The sequence below is a fragment of the Sphingomonas canaveralia genome (assembly GCF_047238125.1).
Lineage (GTDB): Bacteria > Pseudomonadota > Alphaproteobacteria > Sphingomonadales > Sphingomonadaceae > JBDFMH01.
Window position 1 is genome coordinate 1,664,752 of record NZ_JBDFMH010000001.1, and the last position, 16,522, is coordinate 1,681,273.

Here is a 16,522-nt window from a genome sequence, read left to right on the forward strand (position 1 = left end):
ATCAGCTCTTCGCCTTCTTCCGGGCCGTCATGATCTCGCGAAAGCGGGCCGCCCAGCCCGGCTTCTCGCGCTGCTCGGGCCGCACCAGCACCAGCGCGTCGGCCGCTACGTCCGCCGTCACGACCGATCCCGCCCCCACGATCGCGCCGGCGCCGATTGCAACCGGTGCCACCAGCGCGCTGTTCGATCCGATGAAGGCCCCCGCGCCGATCACGGTGCGATATTTTAGGAAGCCATCATAATTGCAGGTGATCGTGCCCGCGCCGATATTCGCCTTCGCGCCAACCTCGGCATCGCCGATGTAGGACAGGTGATTGGCCTTCGCCCCCGGCCCCAGCCGCGCCTTCTTGATCTCGACGAAATTGCCCACCTTGGCCCCCTCGCCGATCTCCGCGCCGGGCCGCAGCCGCGCATAGGGGCCGATCTCCGCCCCCGGCCCGATCGCGCAGCCCTCCAGATGGCTGAAACCGCGGATCATGGCCCCGTCCGCCACCGTCACGCCCGGGCCGAAAATCACGTTCGGCTCGATCGTGACGTCGCGACCGATGGCCGTATCATGCGCGAACCACACCGTATCGGGCGCGATCAGCGTCGCGCCCTCCGCCATCGCCTGCGCGCGCCGCCGCCGCTGCCAGCCGGCCTCGACCTCCGCCAACTCGCCGCGGCTGTTGACCCCCGCCACCTGCCAGTCGTCCGCCTCGATCACGGCGGAGGCGCGGCCGTCCGCCTGCGCCAGCATCACGATATCGGGCAGGTAATATTCGCCGGCCGCATTGTCGTTGCCGACACGCGCCAGCAAAGGCCACAGATCGGCGGCACGCACCGCCATCAGGCCGGAATTGCACAAGGTCACCGCGCGTTCGGCCGCGCTGGCATCCTTATATTCCACCATTTTGGCGATCGTACCGTCGTCATCGGCCAGGATCCGGCCATAGGCCAGCGGATCAGGCGGACGGAAGCCCAGCACCACCACCGCCGGTGCATCCGCAGCATGCAGGCGGGCAAGCATCCGCGCGATCGTATCCGCAGGCACCAGCGGCACATCGCCGTAGAGGATCACGACATCGCCCGTGAACCCGGCCAGCGCGGCTTCCGCCTGCTGCACGGCATGCGCAGTGCCCAGCTGCGATTCCTGCACGGCCAGCGCCGCTGATCCGGCTAGGAACGTCTCCACCTGCTCGCGCCCCGCGCCCGTCACCACCACCTTGGCGGCGGGCCCGAGCGCATCGACGCTGGCCAACAGATGGCCCAGCATCGGCCGGCCCGCGATCGCGTGCAGCACCTTGTGACGGTCGGATCTGATGCGCGTGCCCTTGCCGGCAGCGAGGATCACGGCAGCGAAGGGGCGGTTCATGCCGCGGCCTCTGCCACGAAAATCTTGCCACTTCCATACGAGCGGGGCCAAGGCGGCGCGCATGACAGGCTTTCCCTTCCGCACCGTCGCCTTCGATCTCGATGGCACGCTGGCCGATACCGCGCCCGATCTCACGGCGGCGCTCAATCATGCGCTGGTCGAACTCGGCCGCACGCCCGTTCCGGAGGATTCGGTCCGCCACATGGTCGGCCACGGCGCGCGCGCGCTGCTGACCAAGGGGCTTGCTGCCACCGGCATCATGACCCCTGATCTGGTCGAGCAGGGCTTCCCGATCTTCCTTGATCACTACACCGCCCACATCGCCGATCGCACCCGCCCCTTCCCCGGTGTCGATGCCGCGCTCGACGATCTCGCAGGGCGAGGCGTCGCACTCTCGGTCTGCACCAACAAGCTCGAGGGCTTGGCGCGGGAACTGATCGACGCGCTTGGCTGGCGTGATCGCTTCGCCGCGATCGTCGGCGGCGACACGCTGCCGGTGCGCAAGCCCGATCCCGCGCCGCTGTTCGCCGCGATCGATCGTGCGGGCGGCGGGCCGGCCGCCTTCGTGGGCGATTCGATCACCGATACCGATACCGCGCGCGCTGCCGCCATCCCGTGCGTCGCGGTCAGCTTCGGCTTCTCCGATCGCCCGCCCGATCAGCTGGGCGCGACCGTGTTGATCGATCATTTCGACGATCTCGTGCCTGCGCTTTCGCGGCTCTAGCTCCGTCGCGGCAGATGGATCATCGGATCGACTGGCTTGCGGCCCTGTCGGATCTCGAAATGCAGCTGCGGCTCGCGCACCGTGCCGGTCTCACCTGCGCGCGCGATGATCTGGCCGCGCTTCACTGCCTGCCCCCGTGTCACCAGCAGCTCGCTGGCATGGCCATAGGTGGTGATCCAGTTGTCGCCATGCTTGATCAGGATCAGACCGCCGAACACCGCAATTTCCGATCCGGCATAGGCCACCACGCCATCGGCAGAGGCGCGGATCGGCGTGCCGACCGCGGCGCGGATGTTGATGCCGTCGTTGATCCGGCCGCTGCCATAGGGGCCGAACCGGTTGATGATTGCGCCATCCAGCGGCCAGTCGAACCGGCCGGTAAAGCGCGTCGGCGGCGCGACCGGGCGGGCGGACGGCACCGGGCGGCGTGCGGTCTGCACCGGCGGGGCGGGCCTGGCATTGCTCGCCAGCGCCGGCTCGCCTCCGGTGATCAGGTCGTCGATGTCGAGCATGAAGGCAGCGGCCCTCTGCTCGAGCGACATGTCGCGCACTTCGCCCGTACTCGGCAGCAGCAGGCGCTGACCGGTCCGCAGGATATATGGCTCCTCGAGATCGTTCAGCGCCACGATCCGCGCCCACTCCACGCCATAGGCGCGCGCGATCGCGATGCCCGACTGGCCGGCGCGCACTAGATGATAGCGCCCGGGGGGGATCCGCAGCCGCTGTCCGGCACGGATCAGGAAAGGCGGGGCCAACCCGTTCTCACGCGCGATCGCTTCCGATGCGGCGCCGGTCCGGTCCGAAATCCTGCGCAGCGTATCGCCGGGCTGCACGCGATAGCTGGACGCGGCCACGTCGCGTGCATCGGCTTCGACAGGCGCGGCCGACCAGGCCGGTCGCGCGGCCGCCACTTGCGGTGGCACACTGGCGCGATCCTCGGCCGGATAGGCGATCGAAGGCGGGGGCGCTTGATCGGGGCGGGCCGCCGGTAGCGGCGGCGCGGCCGGCGCATCATAACCGCCGGGCGGATCGGGCTCGTTACCGGGAATGCAGGCCGCAGCCAGCAAAACGATCAGGGGGGAGAAGCGGCGCATCGGGCGAAGCGTATCGATGCCGTGCCGCATCGCCAACCGGATCAGCCAATATGCGCCGCGAGCGCGGCCAGCGTGCTGTCGTCGGTCATGTCGAGCTGGATCGGGGTGACGGAGACAAAGCCGTCCGCGATCGCCTCCAGATCGGTCTGGTGGCCGGGCGTATGCGGCATGTCGCCCAGCGCGTACCAGTAATAATCATAACCGCGCGGATCGGTGCCCTTGACGATCTGCGCGCGCCCATAATCGCGCAGGCCCTGCCGCACCACGCGCACGCCGTGCACCTGATCGGGCGCGAGCGCGGGGAAATTCACGTTCACAAGCGTGCGCGGCGCCACCGGCGCCTCGATCAGCGGGGCCAGCACGCGCGGCCCCCAGGCGGCGGCCGTCTCGAACGGCACCGCATCGCCCAGGCCCTGGCGGCTGTAGACCTGGCTCAGCGCGATCGATCGTACCCCCGCCAGCGCGCCTTCCATCGCGGCGGAAACGGTGCCTGAATAGGTCACATCCTCAGCCAGGTTCGCGCCGCGGTTGACGCCGGATAGGATCAGGTCCGGCTTGGCATCCTTCATGATATGCGCCAGCGCCATCATCACCGCATCGGTCGGCGTGCCCGTCACCGCGAACCGCGTCTCGCCCAGCCGGCGGAGTCGTACAGGCCGTGACAGCGTCAGCGAATGGCCCGCGCCCGACTGTTCCTCGGTCGGCGCGACCACGGTGACGTCGTCGGAGAAGTGCGCCGCGATCTCTTCAAGAACCTTCAACCCGCGCGCGTTGATGCCGTCGTCGTTGGTGATCAGGATGCGCATCAGGCGGGCTCGATCCGGTCGAAGGGCAGATAGGGTTTCAGGGCATCGGGCATCGTCACAGATCCGTCGGCCTGTTGATAATTCTCCAGCACCGCCACCAGCGTGCGGCCGACCGCCAGCCCCGATCCGTTCAGCGTATGGACGAAGCGCGTGCCCTTCACTTCGCCGACGGGGCGATAGCGCGCATTCATCCGCCGCGCCTGGAAATCGCCGCAGGTAGATACGCTGCTGATCTCCCGGTAGCAGCGCTGCGCCGGCAGCCAGACTTCGAGATCATAGGTCCGGGCAGCGGTGAACCCCATGTCGCCCGCGCATAGCAGCATCCGGCGATAGGGCAGGTCGAGCGCTTCCAGCACCGCTTCCGCCGCCGCAAGCATCTCCAGCTGCATCGCATCCGACGTCTCGGGCGTGGTGATCGCCACCAGCTCCACCTTGTCGAACTGGTGCTGCCGGATCAGGCCGCGCGTGTCGCGCCCGGCCGCCCCCGCCTCGGAGCGGAAGCACGGGGTCAGCGCAGTCATCCGCAGCGGCAGTTGGGCTTCGTCCAGGATCTGCTCGCGCACCAGGTTTGTCAGGCTCACCTCGGCGGTCGGGATCAGCCAGCGGCCGTCGGTCGTGCGGAACAGATCCTCGGCGAACTTCGGCAGCTGCCCGGTGCCGAACAGCGCCTCGTCGCGCACCAGCACCGGCGGCGCCATCTCCTCGAACCCGGCCGCCGTCTGCATGTCCAGCATCAGCTGGCCCAGCGCGCGGTTCAGCCGCGCGATCCGCCCGCGCAGGACGGTGAAGCGCGCGCCCGAAATCCGCGCCCCGCCTTCGAAATCCAGCCCCAGCGCCGGCCCGAAATCAGCATGGTCGCGCGGGTCGAAAGTGAAGTCGCGCGGACTGCCCCAACGCTTGACCTCGACATTGCCGCTCTCGTCCTCGCCATCGGGCACATCCGATGCCGGCAGGTTCGGCAGCGAGGCAAGCCGTTGATCGAGCGCCGTACCAAGCGCCGCCTCCTCCGCCTCGATCTCGGGCAGTCGCGCCTTGAGGGCAGCAACTTCTGCCATCAGCGCCTGCGCGGTTGCCTCGTCGCGCTGCGCCTTGGCCTGGCCGATCGCCTTGGAAGCCTCGTTGCGCCTCGATTGGGCAGTCTGCAGCTCGGTCGTGAGTGCGCGGCGGCGCGCATCCTGCGCCACGATCGCCGCTGCAACCGGCACATGTCCACGCCGGGACAGCCCGGCATCGAAGGCTTCGGGGGCGTCGCGGATCAGGCGGATGTCGTGCATGGCCGGCCTATGGCGGCAGCCGCAGAGCGGCGCAACCCGGCCCGCCCCGCGGCGTTGGGAAAGGATCGGCCATGCTACAGGAGATCATCATGAACGTTCCGCACGACAGCCATGTGCTTGTTGCCGATGGCCGGAAGCTGCTTTTCCTGCGCAACGCCGGCGATGCTGCCGCGCCAAACCTGGAGGTGGTCCGCAAGCGCGAGCAGGACAATCCGCCGACCCGCGAGCAGGGTACCGATCAGCCGGGCCGCGCATTCGCCAGCAACGGCAGCGGGCGCAATGCCTATGAACAGACCGACTTTCACGAGATCGAGGAGCAGCGCTTCGCCGCAGAAGTTGCCGACATGCTCAAGCGCCGCGCTCTGGCGAATGAATTCGAGAAGCTGATCATCATTGCCCCGCCATCGACGCTCGGCGAACTGCGCAAACATTACCACAAGGAAGTGCAGGCGCGGATCACCGGTGAGCTGGCAAAAGACCTGACCGGCCATCCGATCGACGAGATCGAACGGTTGCTGATCGCGGCAGAGTGATCGGCGCAAATCACGCCGTCCCGCCAACGCCTCGATTCGTCGGAACCGCAATGACCGGATCCGGGTTTTGAGTGTTGATGCGACTGACAATGCTTTTCCCCAAGGGTTTTCCAAGGAGTTTGTTATGAATTGCAAGATGTTGCTGCTCGCCGGCTTCGCGAGCCTGGCTGCCGCGCCGCTGATGGCTCAGGAAACTGCGCCTTCTCCCACTGCCCCGCCCGCGGCTACTACGCCGGGCGCCACAACGCCCTCGCCTGCCGCCGGTGCGACGGCCGGCACGACCGCCAAGGTGACCGCAGGCGCATCGGTCAGCGATGCGCAGGGTGGTGCGGTGGGCACCGTGGAGTCGATCGATGGTGAGTTCGCCGTCCTGTCCACCGGAACGAACAAGGTCCGGCTTCCGGTCACATCCTTCGCTCAGGGCACGACCGGGCTGGTAATCGGCATGACCAAGGCCGAGGTCGACGCCGCCGCATCAGGTGCCGCCGCCAGCACTGCCGCCGATGCGAAGGCGCAGGTAACCGCTGGCGCATCGGTCAGCGACGCCAAGGGTGGTGCGGTCGGCAAAATCGAATCGGTCGATGGCGAATTCGCGACCGTCGCCACCGCGAACAGCAAGGTGAAGCTGCCGCTGACGGCATTCGCAAAGGGCACCACGGGCCCGGTAATCGCGATGACCGCGGCCGAGCTGGATGCGGCGGCCAAGTCGGCCGCGCCCACCGGCACCAACTGATCCCGCCTGTCGGGTCGCAGGGTGGCTCGCCTCGGAAGAGGCGGGCCATTTTGCTGTCAGGCGATCCCCTCGGAATCCAAGGCATACCCTGCCGAGCGGACCGTGCGGATTACGTCGGGCAGCCCCTCCAGGTTCACGGCCTTTCGTAGCCGTCGGATATGGACGTCGACGGTGCGCGGCTCGATATCTGAATCGCGCCCCCAAACCGAATCCAGCAGCCGTTCGCGGCTGAACACACGGCCTGGATGTTCAAGGAAATGCTTGAGCAGCCGGAATTCGGTCGGGCCAAGCGGCACGGTCGATCCACCGCGCCGCACCTTGTGGCTGACGGTATCCATCTCGATATCCGAATAGATCAGCCGTTCGCCGGCCAGCGCCGGGCGCACCCGCCGCAATACGGCACCGACGCGCGCGACCAGTTCGCGTGGCGAGAAGGGCTTGGTGACATAATCGTCCGCCCCGGTTTCCAGTCCACGCACCCGATCCTCTTCCTCGCCGCGCGCGGTGAGCATGATGATCGGCACGTTTGCGGTATCCGGCATCCGCCGCAGGCGCCGGCACACCTCGATTCCCGACAGCCCCTCGATCATCCAGTCGAGCAGCACCAGATCGGGCGGGCTTTCCTGCGCCAGCAGCAGCGCTTCCTCACCGTCGCCGGTCCGTTCGACTTCGAATTCCTCGCGTTCGAAATGCCAGGCGACGAGTTCGGCAAGCGCCGCATCATCTTCAACCAGCAGCAGGCGGGCGCGGGGCATAAGCTTACTCCGGATCTCGGGCAAAGGGATCGTCGCCGCGCGGCCGCTCGGTCATCTGATGGCCAGTCGCGGCGAAATAGACCATCTCGGCGACGTTGGTGGCATGATCGCCGATCCGCTCGAGATTCTTGGCGATGAACAGCAGATGCGCCGATGCGGTGATGGTGTGGGGATTTTCCATCATGTGGGTCAGCAGAGTGCGGAAGATGGAATTGTAGAAATCGTCGACCGCGCGGTCGCGCTCGCACACCCGGATCGCCGCTTCGGGGTCTCGCGCGGAAAAGGCATCGAGCACGCTGTGCACCATCTCGGATACGACCCGGCCCATCGCCGGCAGGATCGACAGCGGTTCGATCCCCTTCGCATCCTGAAGCACCGTCACCCGTTTCGCGATGTTCTTGGCGTAATCGCCCATCCGCTCGATCACGCCGGAAATCTTGAGCGCGGCCAGCACGTCGCGCAGATCGTCCGCCATCGGCGCGCGCAGCGCGATGAGGCGGATCGCGGCGCGTTCGATATCGGCTTCGAGCGCATCGATCTTCTTGTCGTCCTCTACGATGCGGGCCGCGGCATCGAGATCACGGCGTACCAGTGCCTGCAGCGAATCGGTGATGGCGGCTTCCGCACGCCCGCCCATTTCCGAAACCAGCGCGCGAAGCTCGCCCAGATCGTCGTCGAATGCCTTGACCGTGTGGCCCGTCGTCGTCGCCATGCTGCCGCTCCTCAGCCGTACCGGCCGGTGATGTAATCCTTGGTCCGCGTCTGGCGGGGATTGGTGAAAATGTCGGACGTGTCGCCATATTCGACGAGCGTGCCGAGGTGGAAGAAGGCGGTCTTCTGGCTTACGCGCGCTGCCTGTTGCATGTTGTGCGTGACGATCACGATTGCATAACGGCCGCGCAGTTCGTGGATCAGTTCCTCGATCCGGGCCGTCGCGATTGGATCGAGCGCCGAACAGGGCTCGTCCATCAGGATGACTTCCGGGTCGACCGCAATCGCGCGCGCGATGCACAGCCGCTGCTGCTGTCCGCCCGAAAGCGCCGTGCCGCTTTCCTGCAACCGGTCCTTCACTTCCTCCCACAAGCCCGCGCGCTTCAAGGATTTCTCGACGATCTGGTCCATCTCGGCCTTGCCCGCGGCCAGCCCGTGGATGCGCGGACCATAGGCAACATTCTCGTAGATCGACTTGGGAAACGGGTTCGGCTTCTGGAAGACCATGCCGACCCGCGCGCGCAGCTGCACGACATCCATGTCCGAGGAATAGATGTCTTCGCCGTCCAGCGTGATCTGGCCTTCCACACGTGCCGAGGCGACGGTGTCGTTCATCCGGTTCATGGTGCGCAGGAAGGTGGATTTGCCGCAGCCGGACGGTCCGATGAACGCCGTGACGTTATCCATGCCGACATCGATCGACACGTCCTTGATCGCCTGCTTGGCGCCGTAGAACACGTTCACGTTGCGCGCCGTCATCTTGGGCGCATCCGGCACCGCGGCTTGATGCGCGGCGACTTGGTTCAGGCTTTGATCGTTCATGTCACCAGCGCCGTTCGAAGCGGTTGCGAAGATAGATGGCGATCCCGTTCATCGCGAGCAGGAACACCAGCAGCACGATGATCGCAGCGGACGTCTTCTCGACGAACCCGCGGCTCACTTCGTCCGCCCACAGGAAGATCTGCACCGGCAGCACCGTCGCCGGGCTGTCCAGCCCTGCCGGCGGAGCGGAGATGAAGGCGCGCATGCCGATCATCAGCAGCGGCGCAGTCTCGCCCAGCGCGCGCGCCATGCCGATGATCGTGCCGGTCAGGATGCCGGGCAGCGCCAGCGGCAACACATGGTGGAACACCACCTGTACGCGGCTCGCGCCGATCCCCAGCGCCGCATCGCGGATCGACGGCGGCACGGCCTTGATCGCGTTGCGCCCGGCGATTACGATCACCGGCATCGTCATCAGCGCCAGCGTCATGCCGCCCACGATCGGAGCCGATCGCGGCAGGTGCATTACATTCAGGAACACCGCCAGGCCGAGCAGGCCGAAGATGATCGAGGGTACCGCCGCCAGATTGTTGATCGAAACCTCGATCAGATCGGTCCAGCGGTTCCGCGGCGCATATTCCTCCAGATAGAGCGCCGAAAGCACTCCGATCGGAAAGGCCAGCGCCAGCGTGATCGCCATCGTCAGCAGCGATCCCTTGAACGCGCCCCAGATGCCGACCAGCGTCGGATCAGTCGAATCCGCCGCGCTCAGAAACGGCCAGTTGATGCCGGTGCGCACCGCGCCGGCCTGCGCCAGCCGATCATGCCGCGCGCGCGCCTCAGGCGGGGCGTCGCCCTTGGCGGCCAGGTCGATCGCGGTCGCGGCCGGCACCCACAATTCAGCGCGGCGCGTCACCAGCGTGGGATCGGCCACGATCGCGCTGCGCACCGCCAGCCAGGCACCGTCGGACAGCAGCCGCGCGCCATCCTTGCCATAGGCCTTCACCGCGGCCGCCGCCGTCACGCCTTCGAGGTCCGCCCCCGCCAACGCCGCCCGCGCGCCATCGCCGCGCAGCACCGCCGGCTCGATCGACAGGCCGGACTGCGCGAAATCGATCGGCAGCCTGAGTTCGGTCTGGGTGAAGCCGCGCGCGCCCTGCCCGATCATCGTGACGAGCAGGAAGGCGAGGAAGCCGACCGACAGCAGCACCGAAACCAGCCCCAGCAGGCGGAACCGGCGCTCGGCCGCATAGCGGCGGCGGATGCGGGTCTGCATCGCCGATGTCTTCCAGTCGGTCGGGACGCGCGCCGCGACGGGATGGCCCTCGGCCTGCGATCCGGGCACGAGCACGCTATTCATACGCTTCCCGATACTTCTTCACGACGCGCAGCGCGACGATGTTGAGCGCAAGCGTGACGATGAACAGCACCAGCCCAAGCGCGAACGCCGCCAGCGTCTTGGCGCTGTCGAATTCCTGGTCGCCGGTCAGCAACTGTACGATCTGCGTCGTCACCGTCGTCACGCTGGCGAACGGATTTGCGGTCAGGTTGGCCGAAAGGCCGGCCGCCATCACCACGATCATCGTCTCGCCGATCGCGCGGCTCACGGCCAGCAGCACGCCGCCCACCACGCCGGGCAGCGCGGCCGGCACCAGCACCTTGCGGATCGTCTCCGAAGTGGTGGCGCCCATCGCCAGGCTGCCGTCGCGCATCGATTGCGGCACCGCGGCGATCGAATCGTCCGCCATCGACGAAACGAATGGGATGATCATCACGCCCATCACCACGCCCGCCGCCAGCGCGCTTTCCGATGACGCGCCCGAGATCCCGATCGCGGCGGCGAAGTCGCGGATGGCGGGCGCCACCGTCAGCGCGGCGAAATAGCCGTAGACCACGGTTGGCACGCCCGCGAGCACCTCGAGGATCGGCTTCAGCCAGCGGCGCGCGGCGGGGCTGGCATATTGCGTCAGATAGATCGCGCTCATCAGGCCGAGCGGGATCGCCACGATCATCGCGATGATCGCGCCGATGAACACCGTGCCCCAGAACAGCGGCACAGCGCCGAACGCGCCCGACGATCCCACCTGATCCGCCCGGATCGCCGTCTGCGGGGACCAGCTCGTGCCAAACAGGAACTCGACCGGCGACACGCGCGAGAAGAAACGCAGCGATTCGAACAGCAGCGAACTGACGATGCCGAGCGTCGTCAGGATCGCGATCAGCGATGCGATCAGCAGTGCGGCCATCACCACCCGCTCCACGCGGGTGCGCGCCCGGAACCGCGGCGACAGGCGCGAGAAGGCCAGCGCCCCGGCCGCGAACGCCAGCATCGCCATCAGCGCCGCGCCGATCCAGCCGAACCGCGCCATCGCCACCGAATAGGCCGGCAGGATCGCCTCGGCACGCGGATCGAACGCCGCCGGTAGTGCGCCGGAATGCAGCGCGCGGATTTCGGACAGCACGGCGATCCGCGCCGGCCCGTCCGCCGGCAGCGCAACGTGCGATTGCTCGAGCGCGGCCCCCATCGCCAGGCCCGGCATCAGATAGAGCCACACCGCCAGGAAAGGCAGCGCCGCCAGCAGCGCCCACAAGGCGACATACCAGCCATGCTGCGCGGGGCGGCTGTGCGGCCGCTGATCGGCGGAAACGCCCACGGTCGGGAACTGCGCGGCGCGTGCGCGGCCGGCGATCCATGCGATCGCGGCCAGGCCGATGGCGAGAAGCAGGAGAGCGCTGGTCATCGGATCAGCTGATCGTCGACAGGTCGAGCGGCGCGAACCTCGCCGCCACCGCCGCATTCTTCGCGCGGATGTCGTCTGGCGCGGGAATCAGGCCCCGTCGCGTCAGATAGCCGCCGGGGTTCCAGGCGCGGGCATATTCGGTCACGAACGCGCGCAGCCCCGGCACCGCATCCAGATGCGCCGCCTTGATATAGACATAGAGCGGACGTGCCCCCGGATAGGTATAGTCGGCGATCGTCTGGTAGCTCGGCGCCACGCCCTGCAGCGGGATGCCCCTGATCCTGTCGCCATTCTCCTCGATAAAGCTGTACCCGAAGATGCCGATCGCATCCGGATTTGCAGCCAGCTTCTGCACGATCAGATTGTCGTTCTCGCCCGCTTCGATGAACGCGCCGTCCTCGCGGATCCGCGTGCACAACTGCTTGTGGCGGTCCTCGTCCGATTTTTTCAGCGCCTTCATCGCCGGATCGGCATCGCAGCCCTTCTCCAGGATCAGCTCGACGAACGCGTCTCGCGTGCCCGATGTCGGCGGCGGGCCATAGACGCGGATCGGCAGCGCGGGCAGCGCCGGGTTCACGTCGCGCCAAGACTGCGCGGTCTGCGGGCGGCCATAGGGTGTCGCCGCCAGCGCACGATAGACGTCGGCCTCGGTCAGTTCGAACCGGTTGCCGCGCACGCTTTCGCCCAGCGCGATGCCGTCGATGCCCACCTGCAGCTCGATAATGCCGGCAACGCCGTTCTTGACGCAGTCCTCCACCTCGGACTTCTTGATCCGGCGCGAGGCATTCTCGACATCGGGATAGCGCGCACCCACCCCCTGGCAGAACAGCTTCATGCCCGCGCCCGTGCCCGTCGATTCGACGATCGGGGCCAGCGTATCGGGCAGCCGGCGGCCAAGCTGCTCGGCCACCGCGGTGGTGAACGGATAGACGGTCGACGATCCCACGATCCGTACCTGCGAGCGCGCCGCACCGGCATTCCCGCCGGGCTCATAGGCGCAGCCGGCCATGCCCATCAGGGCCAGACCGGCCAGTATCGCGGTTGCGCGCATCGATCCTCCGAGATGCCGGACGGTCGTCCGACGCAGCCGTCCGCTAGGACGCTTCGATGCGCTCCCCTGTGACGGTTCCGTGACTGTTTGATGACAACGGGGCCGGCGCTGCCGGCAACACCACACTCACCTTCGTGCCGCGGCCGACCACGCTGCTGATATCCAGCCGGCCGCGATGCCGCTCCACGATATGCTTGACGATCGCCAGCCCCAGCCCGGTCCCGCCCAAAGCACGGCTACGGCCGGGATCGGCGCGATAGAATCGCTCGGTAAGCCGCGGGATATGCTCGGGTGCGATGCCCTCGCCCTCGTCGGCCACGATCAGCTGGACCATGTTGCCCGGCGCGCGGCGGATCGAGACTGCGACCGGCGTCCCCGGGCGACCATATTTCAACGCGTTGCCGACCAGATTCTGCACCAGCTGCGAAAGCTGCGCCTTGTCCCCCAGCACCGCCGGTGCCTCTTCGGTCAATTCGATGCGGATGCGCGCGCCATCGTCGCCGGCCGGTGAGCGCGCGGCACCGCGCGCCTCTTCCACAAGCGCCGCCAGTGGCACCGGTTGCTGCGGCACCGAATATTTCTCGGCTTCGATCCGCGACAGCGACATCAGATCTTCGACCAGACGCTGCATCCGCTTGGCCTCACCCAGCATGATCTTGAGGAATCGCGCGCGCGTCGCAGCGTCCTCCGCTGCGTTGCGATCCTCGAGCGTCTCGATGAAGCCGAGCAGCGTCGCCAGGGGCGTGCGCAGCTCATGGCTGGCATTGGCCACGAAATCGACCCGCATTTGCTCGGCGGCGTGCGCGCCGGTTCGATCCGCCAGCCGCACCAGCCGGCGATCATCGTCCAGCCGCCGGATGCTCAGTTCCCAACGCCGCTCATGCTCACCGATCCCCATCAGCGGGATCGGCGGCAGCGCCGCCTCGCCGGGGGCGAGCCGGCCGACCAGCCGTTCCGCCGCCGCCGGGTGGCGGATCGCCAGCCGAACGTCCTGCCCGATCGCGTGGTCGCCCAGCAGGCGCAGGGCGGCGGCATTGGCCGAACTCACCCGCTGGCGATCCACCAGCAGCACCGGATCGTCGATCGCCTCGATCAGATCGGATACCGACAAGGCGGCGTCGTCCGGCTCGCTGGCAGCGATTGCTATCTGGGATGGCGCGGCCGGGCGGGCCAGCGCATAGCCTGCCGCCGCCCCCAGCACCGCACACAGGCCGGCGGCAGCCGGCGGCGCGGCCAGCACCAGCGCCGCCACCGCGGCTGCGACCGCCGCCAGGATCGAGATCAGCACATGCATCGCCAGCACCGGTTGCATCGAAGGAGTCCCGCATAGGGCCGCTCCGGGTTGACCGCCAAATGTTTCAGAATGGCGGCGGCAGACCTTTACGCTTATGAAAGCCAAAGCAGGGCAAGAGGGCGCGATGGACGAGACGGGTTCGGGCGAGGCCGCTGCGGCGGACAAGGGCGGCGGGGCGGATGCCGGCCGCCGTGCGCTGATGCTGGGCGCGCTCGGTGCGTCCACCGTCGTCACCATCCGCCCCGCGCTCGCGCAGGCCACCGGTTCGGTGCTCAATTGCGAGATTCCAGTGCCCGATCCCGCCCGTGCCGGCCAGTGGATCGCGCAGGATGGCACACTGGTGCCGCCGAACAGCGAAGGCGCCTTCCCGCCCGCCGTCCGCCCGTTCAAAGGCGAGGATGTGAAGGCCGCACTGCAAGGCCGCTCGCTTCCGGGCGTCGATTATCGCACCAGCCAGGCCTACACCAACTATATCCGGCGGCTGCAGCAGGGCACCAGCGGCTTCACCTGCTACGCATCGCTGCAGATGCCGCGCGGCTGACCGGCCGGCCGTGCCGATCCGCTATCGCGCCGATCCGCCCGGCGCGTGCCACAGCGTCGCGATCGACGGGCTGACGCTCCTCTATCATCGCCCATCCGGCCAGACCCATATCTTGGCGGACCCCGCCCCCGCGCTGCTTGCCATGCTGGCCGATATGCCGGCCGACGCAGAGGCGATCGCCTGCCGGATGGGCTTTGCCGACGATGCGGCCATGATCGCCGCAATCGTCGAGCGGCTGGCCGAGTTGGAGGCCAGCGGCCTCGTCACGCGCGCATGAGGCACAGCTTCGCGGTCCGGATCGGCCCGGCAGGGTTCCGGGTCGGGTCGGCCTGGCGCGCGCCGATCGTGGCGCTGGAACACCTCTATCGCGGCTATCCCCGCCCGCCCGTGCCGCAGTTCACCGTCCGGCTCGAACCCGAACGGCCGTGGCGGCGCTTCATCCGGCCGTCGGTCGCGATCCGCGGCGATTTCATGCTGCCCGATGCGCTGCCGATGGCGCTGGCGCATGGGCTGCTGGCCGCCGAAATGGCGATGAACCTGCAGCTCGCGCTGGGCGAACGACGCTTCCTGCTGCTCCACGCGGCCAGTGTCGAGCGCGGTGGCCGCGCGCTGATCCTGACGGGCGAAAGCGGGGCGGGCAAATCCACGCTGGCGGCGCTGTTGTCACTGCGCGGCTGGCGGCTAATGGGCGATGAATTCGCGCTGCTCGATCCCAAAACCGGCCTGCTCCACGCCTTTCCCCGCCCCGTCAGCCTGAAGAACGCTTCGGTTGCGGTGGTGGCGGCGGAAGCGGGCGCGGCGCGGATGGGCCCCGCGCTGGCCGGCACGCCGAAGGGCCTGATCCGCCACCTGATCCCCGATGCCACCGCGATCGCGCGGATGGACGAGCCCGCTCGCCCCGCCGCGATCCTGTTCCCCCGCTTCGGCCACGAGACCGCGATCCGTGCCGTCGGCGGCGCGGAGGCATTCGTACGGTTGACCCAGGCATCGACCAACTATGTCGCGCTGGGCGAGGCCGGCTTCGCCGCGCTGACCGGTCTGGTCGCCGCCGCGCCCGCAGTCGCGATCGATTATCCCGATACCACCGCCGCGATCGATCTGGTCGAGCGCATCGCCGCCGAGCTGCCATGACCGCGGCCTTGCTCGTGCGCGCTTTGGCGGATCCCGCCACGACCGCCGGCCTTTCGCCCAATGGATGGACCGCGCTGCTCTGCGCCGCGCGGGCAGAGCAGATGGCCGGCACACTCGCGGATCGGCTCGACGGCCAGCCGGTGCCGGCCGAGGTCGCAGCCATCCTCGCGGCAGCCCGCATATCCGCCGAGGAAGCGCGCCGCGCGGCCTTGTGGGAAGCGGAGATGGCCCGCCGCGCGCTCGCCCCGCTCGCGGTGCCGCTGGTCCTGCTGAAAGGAACCGCCTTCGCCGCCGCTGATCTCGACGCCGCGCGCGGCCGCGCGATCGGCGATCTCGATATCCTGGTGCCCCGCGATAGGCTCGATGCCGTCGAGGCAGCGCTGATTTCGGCCGGCTGGGAATGGGTCAAGGACGATCCCTACGACCAGCTCTATTACCGCCGCTGGATGCATGAACTGCCGCCGCTGATCCACCGTGCGCGCGATCGCATGATCGACGTGCATCACACCATCCTGCCACCCACCGCCCGCCCGAAGCCCTGCGCCGATCTGCTGATCGCGGAAGCCCGTCCCATCGAAAGCGGCCTTCCCGTCCTCCATCCGGCGGACATGATCGTCCACGCGGCGGCGCATCTGTTTGCCGATGGCGATCTCGCCGGCGGCCTGCGCAACCTGTGGGACATCGATCGGCTGCTGCGCCAGCTCCGCACCGATCCCGCCTTCGACATCGAACTGCGCGAACGCGCCATGGCGCATGATCTCGTGCCGCATGTCGCCCGGGCGCTCAGGCTGTCGGCATCGCTCTACGGCACCCCGGTCGATGCCGCGCTGGCCGGCCGCGCCCGACCGGCCGACCGCCTCTACCGACGCCGCCTGCTGGCGCGCGACGGCTGGGGCCGCGCCACCCGCCCCGCCACCCGCCTCGCCTTCTATGTCCGCAGCCACGCGATCCGGATGCCGCCTGCGATGCTGGCGCGCCATCTTTGGATCAAGTGGCGCAAGGCCGGCTGACCGGAACC

The 16,522-nt window shown here is 68.2% G+C and carries 18 protein-coding genes; 7 read left to right on the top strand and 11 right to left on the bottom strand.

From position 1 onward, the window contains the following. Position 1: 1 nt before the first annotated feature. Entirely contained in the window at positions 2 to 1,354 is a 1,353-nt protein-coding gene (gene glmU, locus ABC347_RS08115; protein ID WP_413245229.1) for a bifunctional UDP-N-acetylglucosamine diphosphorylase/glucosamine-1-phosphate N-acetyltransferase GlmU, read from the bottom strand. Positions 1,355 to 1,415: 61 nt separating this feature from the next. On the opposite strand from glmU, the gene gph reads away from it, so the two are divergent. Then, positions 1,416 to 2,078 (top strand): phosphoglycolate phosphatase, encoded by a 663-nt coding sequence (gene gph / locus ABC347_RS08120; RefSeq protein ID WP_413245230.1) that lies wholly within the window; start codon positions 1,416 to 1,418, stop codon positions 2,076 to 2,078. On the opposite strand, the gene ABC347_RS08125 is transcribed toward gph, so the two are convergent. From ABC347_RS08125 to serS, 3 genes are read right to left on the bottom strand one after another with little or no spacing between them, the layout of a single operon-like run. Then, positions 2,075 to 3,202, bottom strand: coding sequence for a peptidoglycan DD-metalloendopeptidase family protein (locus ABC347_RS08125; protein ID WP_413245231.1), 1,128 nt, complete (start codon positions 3,200 to 3,202; stop codon positions 2,075 to 2,077). The two genes, gph and ABC347_RS08125, sit on opposite strands and share 4 nt — an antisense overlap. 11 nt (positions 3,203 to 3,213) lie before the next feature. Then, positions 3,214 to 3,978 carry a 5'/3'-nucleotidase SurE gene (surE, locus tag ABC347_RS08130; protein WP_413245232.1) on the bottom strand — a complete coding sequence of 255 codons (765 nt, stop codon included), beginning with the start codon at positions 3,976 to 3,978 and terminating at the stop codon, positions 3,214 to 3,216. Next, positions 3,978 to 5,252, bottom strand: a complete 1,275-nt coding sequence (gene serS / locus ABC347_RS08135; protein ID WP_413245233.1) for a serine--tRNA ligase — start codon at positions 5,250 to 5,252, stop codon at positions 3,978 to 3,980. Before serS ends, surE begins: the two co-directional genes overlap by 1 nt. A gap of 89 nt (positions 5,253 to 5,341) precedes the next feature. On the opposite strand from serS, the gene ABC347_RS08140 reads away from it, so the two are divergent. Continuing rightward, positions 5,342 to 5,785 (top strand): host attachment family protein, encoded by a 444-nt coding sequence (locus ABC347_RS08140; protein ID WP_413245234.1) that lies wholly within the window; start codon positions 5,342 to 5,344, stop codon positions 5,783 to 5,785. 124 nt (positions 5,786 to 5,909) lie between these two features. Then, positions 5,910 to 6,518: a hypothetical protein gene (locus tag ABC347_RS08145; RefSeq protein WP_413245235.1), complete on the top strand. Its 609-nt coding sequence runs from the start codon at positions 5,910 to 5,912 to the stop codon at positions 6,516 to 6,518. Between the two features lie 56 nt (positions 6,519 to 6,574). Here ABC347_RS08145 and phoB read toward each other — a convergent pair whose 3' ends face one another. Genes phoB through ABC347_RS08180 form a run of 7 tightly spaced genes read right to left on the bottom strand, consistent with a single transcriptional unit; the run spans position 6,575 to position 13,850 of the window. Further along, complete coding sequence (gene phoB, locus ABC347_RS08150; RefSeq protein WP_413245236.1) at positions 6,575 to 7,273, bottom strand: phosphate regulon transcriptional regulator PhoB; 699 nt, start codon at positions 7,271 to 7,273, stop codon at positions 6,575 to 6,577. Between the two features lie 4 nt (positions 7,274 to 7,277). Continuing rightward, positions 7,278 to 7,985: a phosphate signaling complex protein PhoU gene (phoU, locus tag ABC347_RS08155; RefSeq protein ID WP_413245237.1), complete on the bottom strand. Its 708-nt coding sequence runs from the start codon at positions 7,983 to 7,985 to the stop codon at positions 7,278 to 7,280. A gap of 11 nt (positions 7,986 to 7,996) precedes the next feature. Next, complete coding sequence (gene pstB, locus ABC347_RS08160; protein WP_413245238.1) at positions 7,997 to 8,806, bottom strand: phosphate ABC transporter ATP-binding protein PstB; 810 nt, start codon at positions 8,804 to 8,806, stop codon at positions 7,997 to 7,999. A gap of 1 nt (position 8,807) precedes the next feature. Next, the gene (gene pstA / locus ABC347_RS08165; RefSeq protein ID WP_413245239.1) at positions 8,808 to 10,106 is read right to left on the bottom strand and encodes a phosphate ABC transporter permease PstA; all 1,299 of its coding nucleotides are present in this window, start codon (positions 10,104 to 10,106) and stop codon (positions 8,808 to 8,810) included. Further along, complete coding sequence (gene pstC, locus ABC347_RS08170) at positions 10,099 to 11,487, bottom strand: phosphate ABC transporter permease subunit PstC (protein WP_413245240.1); 1,389 nt, start codon at positions 11,485 to 11,487, stop codon at positions 10,099 to 10,101. Before pstC ends, pstA begins: the two co-directional genes overlap by 8 nt. A gap of 4 nt (positions 11,488 to 11,491) precedes the next feature. Beyond that, positions 11,492 to 12,538 carry a substrate-binding domain-containing protein gene (locus tag ABC347_RS08175; protein ID WP_413245241.1) on the bottom strand — a complete coding sequence of 349 codons (1,047 nt, stop codon included), beginning with the start codon at positions 12,536 to 12,538 and terminating at the stop codon, positions 11,492 to 11,494. Between the two features lie 43 nt (positions 12,539 to 12,581). After that, entirely contained in the window at positions 12,582 to 13,850 is a 1,269-nt protein-coding gene (locus ABC347_RS08180) for an ATP-binding protein (RefSeq protein ID WP_413245242.1), read from the bottom strand. Positions 13,851 to 13,956: 106 nt separating this feature from the next. On the opposite strand from ABC347_RS08180, the gene ABC347_RS08185 reads away from it, so the two are divergent. Genes ABC347_RS08185 through ABC347_RS08200 form a run of 4 tightly spaced genes read left to right on the top strand, consistent with a single transcriptional unit; the run spans position 13,957 to position 16,514 of the window. Then, positions 13,957 to 14,373: a hypothetical protein gene (locus ABC347_RS08185; RefSeq protein WP_413245243.1), complete on the top strand. Its 417-nt coding sequence runs from the start codon at positions 13,957 to 13,959 to the stop codon at positions 14,371 to 14,373. 10 nt (positions 14,374 to 14,383) lie between these two features. Beyond that, positions 14,384 to 14,650 carry an HPr-rel-A system PqqD family peptide chaperone gene (locus tag ABC347_RS08190; protein WP_413245244.1) on the top strand — a complete coding sequence of 89 codons (267 nt, stop codon included), beginning with the start codon at positions 14,384 to 14,386 and terminating at the stop codon, positions 14,648 to 14,650. Next, positions 14,647 to 15,504 carry an HprK-related kinase A gene (locus ABC347_RS08195; protein WP_413245245.1) on the top strand — a complete coding sequence of 286 codons (858 nt, stop codon included), beginning with the start codon at positions 14,647 to 14,649 and terminating at the stop codon, positions 15,502 to 15,504. Before ABC347_RS08190 ends, ABC347_RS08195 begins: the two co-directional genes overlap by 4 nt. Next, complete coding sequence (locus ABC347_RS08200) at positions 15,501 to 16,514, top strand: nucleotidyltransferase domain-containing protein (RefSeq protein ID WP_413245246.1); 1,014 nt, start codon at positions 15,501 to 15,503, stop codon at positions 16,512 to 16,514. Before ABC347_RS08195 ends, ABC347_RS08200 begins: the two co-directional genes overlap by 4 nt. Positions 16,515 to 16,522 lie beyond the last annotated feature (8 nt).

Excerpts from the sequence above, each read along its gene's own strand:
- ABC347_RS08180 (WP_413245242.1), bottom strand. The coding sequence starts at position 13,850 with ATGCAACCGGTGCTGGCGATGCATGTGCTGATCTCGATCCTGGCGGCG.
- ABC347_RS08185 (WP_413245243.1), top strand. The coding sequence starts at position 13,957 with ATGGACGAGACGGGTTCGGGCGAGGCCGCTGCGGCGGACAAGGGCGGC.
- ABC347_RS08200 (WP_413245246.1), top strand. The coding sequence starts at position 15,501 with ATGACCGCGGCCTTGCTCGTGCGCGCTTTGGCGGATCCCGCCACGACC.
- ABC347_RS08145 (WP_413245235.1), top strand. The coding sequence starts at position 5,910 with ATGAATTGCAAGATGTTGCTGCTCGCCGGCTTCGCGAGCCTGGCTGCC.
- serS (WP_413245233.1), bottom strand. The coding sequence starts at position 5,252 with ATGCACGACATCCGCCTGATCCGCGACGCCCCCGAAGCCTTCGATGCC.
- phoU (WP_413245237.1), bottom strand. The coding sequence starts at position 7,985 with ATGGCGACGACGACGGGCCACACGGTCAAGGCATTCGACGACGATCTG.
- pstC (WP_413245240.1), bottom strand. The coding sequence starts at position 11,487 with ATGACCAGCGCTCTCCTGCTTCTCGCCATCGGCCTGGCCGCGATCGCA.
- glmU (WP_413245229.1), bottom strand. The coding sequence starts at position 1,354 with ATGAACCGCCCCTTCGCTGCCGTGATCCTCGCTGCCGGCAAGGGCACG.
- ABC347_RS08140 (WP_413245234.1), top strand. The coding sequence starts at position 5,342 with ATGAACGTTCCGCACGACAGCCATGTGCTTGTTGCCGATGGCCGGAAG.
- phoB (WP_413245236.1), bottom strand. The coding sequence starts at position 7,273 with ATGCCCCGCGCCCGCCTGCTGCTGGTTGAAGATGATGCGGCGCTTGCC.
- surE (WP_413245232.1), bottom strand. The coding sequence starts at position 3,978 with ATGCGCATCCTGATCACCAACGACGACGGCATCAACGCGCGCGGGTTG.
- ABC347_RS08195 (WP_413245245.1), top strand. The coding sequence starts at position 14,647 with ATGAGGCACAGCTTCGCGGTCCGGATCGGCCCGGCAGGGTTCCGGGTC.
- gph (WP_413245230.1), top strand. The coding sequence starts at position 1,416 with ATGACAGGCTTTCCCTTCCGCACCGTCGCCTTCGATCTCGATGGCACG.
- pstB (WP_413245238.1), bottom strand. The coding sequence starts at position 8,806 with ATGAACGATCAAAGCCTGAACCAAGTCGCCGCGCATCAAGCCGCGGTG.
- pstA (WP_413245239.1), bottom strand. The coding sequence starts at position 10,106 with ATGAATAGCGTGCTCGTGCCCGGATCGCAGGCCGAGGGCCATCCCGTC.
- ABC347_RS08125 (WP_413245231.1), bottom strand. The coding sequence starts at position 3,202 with ATGCGGCACGGCATCGATACGCTTCGCCCGATGCGCCGCTTCTCCCCC.
- ABC347_RS08175 (WP_413245241.1), bottom strand. The coding sequence starts at position 12,538 with ATGCGCGCAACCGCGATACTGGCCGGTCTGGCCCTGATGGGCATGGCC.